The sequence below is a fragment of the Streptomyces sp. NPDC059166 genome, assembly GCF_042755185.1.
In the GTDB taxonomy this organism is placed as follows: domain Bacteria; phylum Actinomycetota; class Actinomycetes; order Streptomycetales; family Streptomycetaceae; genus Streptomyces.
The window spans coordinates 1-3,049 of sequence record NZ_JBHZCI010000090.1 but is presented as its reverse complement, the minus strand read 5'-3'; the positions used below and the strand labels follow the sequence as shown (position 1 = coordinate 3,049).

Below are 3,049 nucleotides of genomic sequence, written 5' to 3'. Positions count from 1 at the left end.
CGCCGAACACGAAGCCGCCCACTACGCGGCCCAACCCCCGGCGTCACTCCAGAAAACCAGCTAACTCACTCTCCATAAAACCCGGGGCTTGACAAGACCGCCGGCCAACGCCGACCCTGCGCCTATTGCCGCAACCATCCATTCGCTCATCCCGGCAGTCTTCCGGGCTTTGAGTCGCGATGTGCCCGTCTTGTCAGTACCTGCCGCCACACTGGGTACAGAGGCCACCGCACCAAGGAGAGCTGACCGTGCCCCGCAGGAACTTGCCCAGGCCGCGGCGGACACTGTCCGGGTTCTCGGCGAGGCAACATGGGCAGCGTCCTCGTTCCACGGCGACGACGGGTACGTGCCGGTCGCCCCCGCGAACATCGCCGCAACCGTCTCCGAACTGGTCGCGCTCACCGACCGGCTCCCCCCCGTCCTGCGCCAGGTGTCCCGGGCCCTGCAGGCCTTGAGGAGCAGCAGTAGATCCGTACCGCTGACGGTTTCGATGTGGGCGACCGGGTGTCGAGGGTGTTGCGTGGGCTGCTGGACGCCCAGACAGCAGTCCAAGTGGCGCACGCGCACCTGCAGGAGGCGGAGGCACCGTTGGCGTTGCTGGGCTTGCACTACGGCCCGGCGGACGACGAGCTTGAGGACACGGCGGCCGCCGGGTAGGCGCAGCACCCGAGTTGCGCCCCCGGCCGGTGGTCGGGGGTGTTCCGCACTGGTACGCGTTCCGCACCGGGATCCGATCGTCCTCCCCGGGTCGTGGCTTCCGGCGGTGCCCCGAAACGGCATGTGTAGATGTTCCTTCTTTGAGCCATTTGGGTCCCTTTCAGTTCACCTCCGCTCGCGCGGAGAGGACCGCGACGGCGAGTACATGCACGTCGTCGGGAACGGTTCACCTCCGCTCGAGCGGAGGTGAACCGCCGACGTACGCGGGCGAGAAGCCGGTGTGCGGTCGGGGACCGCAACGCGGTCCCTGTGAGCGGCGCCCGGCGCTGCCGGACGACCGCCTGATTCGGCCAGCCCCGGATGTGCCGGGCGGGTGGCCTCGCCGTCACCCGACGCTGTGGCGTTGAGCGGCCAGTCGGACCTCGGCCACCGCGCCCGGCTGTTCCAGCAGCATCGTCCCAACTTCCCGCCCCAGGTGGTGGATGCGCAGGCGAGGGCCGTCCACGATCACCCGGAGCTCCGGCCAGGGGTGCTTCCAGAGCAGCTCGGCGCGTTCCCACATCTCCACGCCGTGTGAGGTGACGCGGAGGTGGTACTGCGGGCCTTCGTGGGGCGAGGGCGGGGTGTGCTCGGTGTACGGGGGCCGCACCGCGTAGGTGCCGAGCACGCGTTCCCCGGGTTCCAGACGCGCAGCGCGGATACCCTCGATACGGCCGATCCGCGATCCGGCCCAGCCCGCGAGCCCGGTAGCGGGCAGGGCGAGTGCCAGCACCTGCCACCAGGACAGCACCCCCGCACCGAGACCGATCACCGTCGCACCCGCGATGCCCGCGGACACAATGGCCCGGACCGTCCTGGCACGCCGTATGACGGCGTTTTCCTCGCCCATCCCGTCCCCCTTGGCCCCTGGCCTTTCCGGATTCGGCTCAGGGTCTCGTCGTTGCTGCCACCCTAGTGCGGGCGGCCATGACGCTCTCCGGCGGCCGGCTCACCGCCGGACGCCGCTGAACAAATCCGACTGAGTTCCACCGTTCGCTACACAGACCCTGACGTCGCTGCGGAGCCGTTGCTATGTGCTGGAACGGGAGAAGGCGCGCGCTGCTGAGCAGGGCAGTGTCGCCTCTGTAGTCGAGCGGGAGCTGGTGGAGACCCAGCAGAAGGTCGATCTGGTCAAGAAGAAGCTGGACCTTGCGCGCCGCACGCGCCAGGAGGCGAAGGAGTTGCATGTCACGGCCGAAGTGAGTGCCGTGCGGCACGAGCTCGCTCTGGAGAGGTTGCGGGCCTTCCCACCGGAGGGCCCCGAGGGTGAGGGCCTGGGTATCCCCTTGGGTCGAACTGCTCGTTCACCAAGGACAGTTACACGGTGGCCGACCTCGTTCTCAGGGAGCACACACAGGCAGTCGAGGCACACGACGGCTCAGAACAGGCGCACATCCCCCGCCAAGATCCGCTACACCACTCAACGGGACACCATCCGCCGCCTGCACCGACGCTACGAGCGCAAGGCCGAGCATTTCCTAGCCTTCGTTGGCATTGCCAGCACCCTCATCTGCTTCCGCCGACTCATCCGATGAGATTGGCCGCCTTCCGCGGCTCGGCGCCGGAAGCTCAGCGGCCTACTGGTGACGCCAGACTTCCGCAGGAGTGATGTCCCAAGAGGTACCGGCGATCTTTCCTGTGTTGAAGAACGATGCCCAGCTCACGACCGCATCGCCCGCGCGCTGCCCGCCTCGATCGAACTCGAAGCCAGGCCAGCAAAGGTCACCCGAGAGGCAGTACATGATGCCGAGGCCACGTTCGACAGCACACGTTTCCATCTCCGAGTCCAGCTCCGACGGCACACGGCCGATCAGGCGGATCCCCTCGCAGGTGACTTGGGGACCGCGGATCCCGTCAACAAGCACACAAGTCAAGCCCACGCCCTCGACGAAGTAGGACTTCACTGCAGGTCGATGCTTGTCCGACCCCATCCTGCCGAACTCCACGCGCCACTGAGCCCGCCGAGGACTCCACCGGTCAATCTCGCGCTCCTCGGCAGCGAAGCCATGTCCCGCCATGATCGCCACCGCTTCACGTCGATCGACTCCGAAGACCAGGGGACCAACCAACTGACGCGGAACATAGCCCCACTGCTCTCGCTTCGAGTCCTCGAGCACCGCCCAACCGTTCATGTCCATGTCCATTGGCTCATGATCGTCTACCCGGCGCTGCCGACACAATCCGGCCGGGAAGTATGGAAGCACACGGGTTCATCGTCCGCACTCCCGTCTCGTCTCAGCCAATCAAGACGACCTCTAAGAAGTCATCTCATTTGGATGACTCGGTATTCTGTGCGCCATGGTGGGGATCGTTGAGCGGTTGGTGCCGGACGAGTTGTGGGAGTTGTTCCAGC

At 66.7% G+C, this 3,049-nt stretch carries 3 protein-coding genes; 1 reads left to right on the top strand and 2 read right to left on the bottom strand.

What is annotated here, in order from left to right; genetic code table 11:
• Positions 1 to 1,042 precede the first annotated feature (1,042 nt).
• Positions 1,043 to 1,546: a hypothetical protein gene (locus tag ACFXOA_RS32165; RefSeq protein ID WP_385035703.1), complete on the bottom strand. Its 504-nt coding sequence runs from the start codon at positions 1,544 to 1,546 to the stop codon at positions 1,043 to 1,045.
• A gap of 184 nt (positions 1,547 to 1,730) precedes the next feature.
• Here ACFXOA_RS32165 and ACFXOA_RS32160 point away from each other — a divergent pair, with 184 nt between their 5' ends.
• Complete coding sequence (locus ACFXOA_RS32160; RefSeq protein ID WP_385035702.1) at positions 1,731 to 2,231, top strand: hypothetical protein; 501 nt, start codon at positions 1,731 to 1,733, stop codon at positions 2,229 to 2,231.
• Positions 2,232 to 2,273: 42 nt separating this feature from the next.
• Here ACFXOA_RS32160 and ACFXOA_RS32155 read toward each other — a convergent pair whose 3' ends face one another.
• A complete protein-coding gene (locus ACFXOA_RS32155) occupies positions 2,274 to 2,840 on the bottom strand; it encodes a hypothetical protein (protein ID WP_385035699.1) in 567 nt (188 codons plus the stop codon).
• Positions 2,841 to 3,049: the final 209 nt, after the last annotated feature.

Bases quoted from the DNA above. Each gene is read 5' to 3' on its own strand.
- ACFXOA_RS32165 (WP_385035703.1), bottom strand. From the start codon at position 1,546: ATGGGCGAGGAAAACGCCGTCATACGGCGTGCCAGGACGGTCCGGGCC.
- ACFXOA_RS32155 (WP_385035699.1), bottom strand. From the start codon at position 2,840: ATGGACATGGACATGAACGGTTGGGCGGTGCTCGAGGACTCGAAGCGA.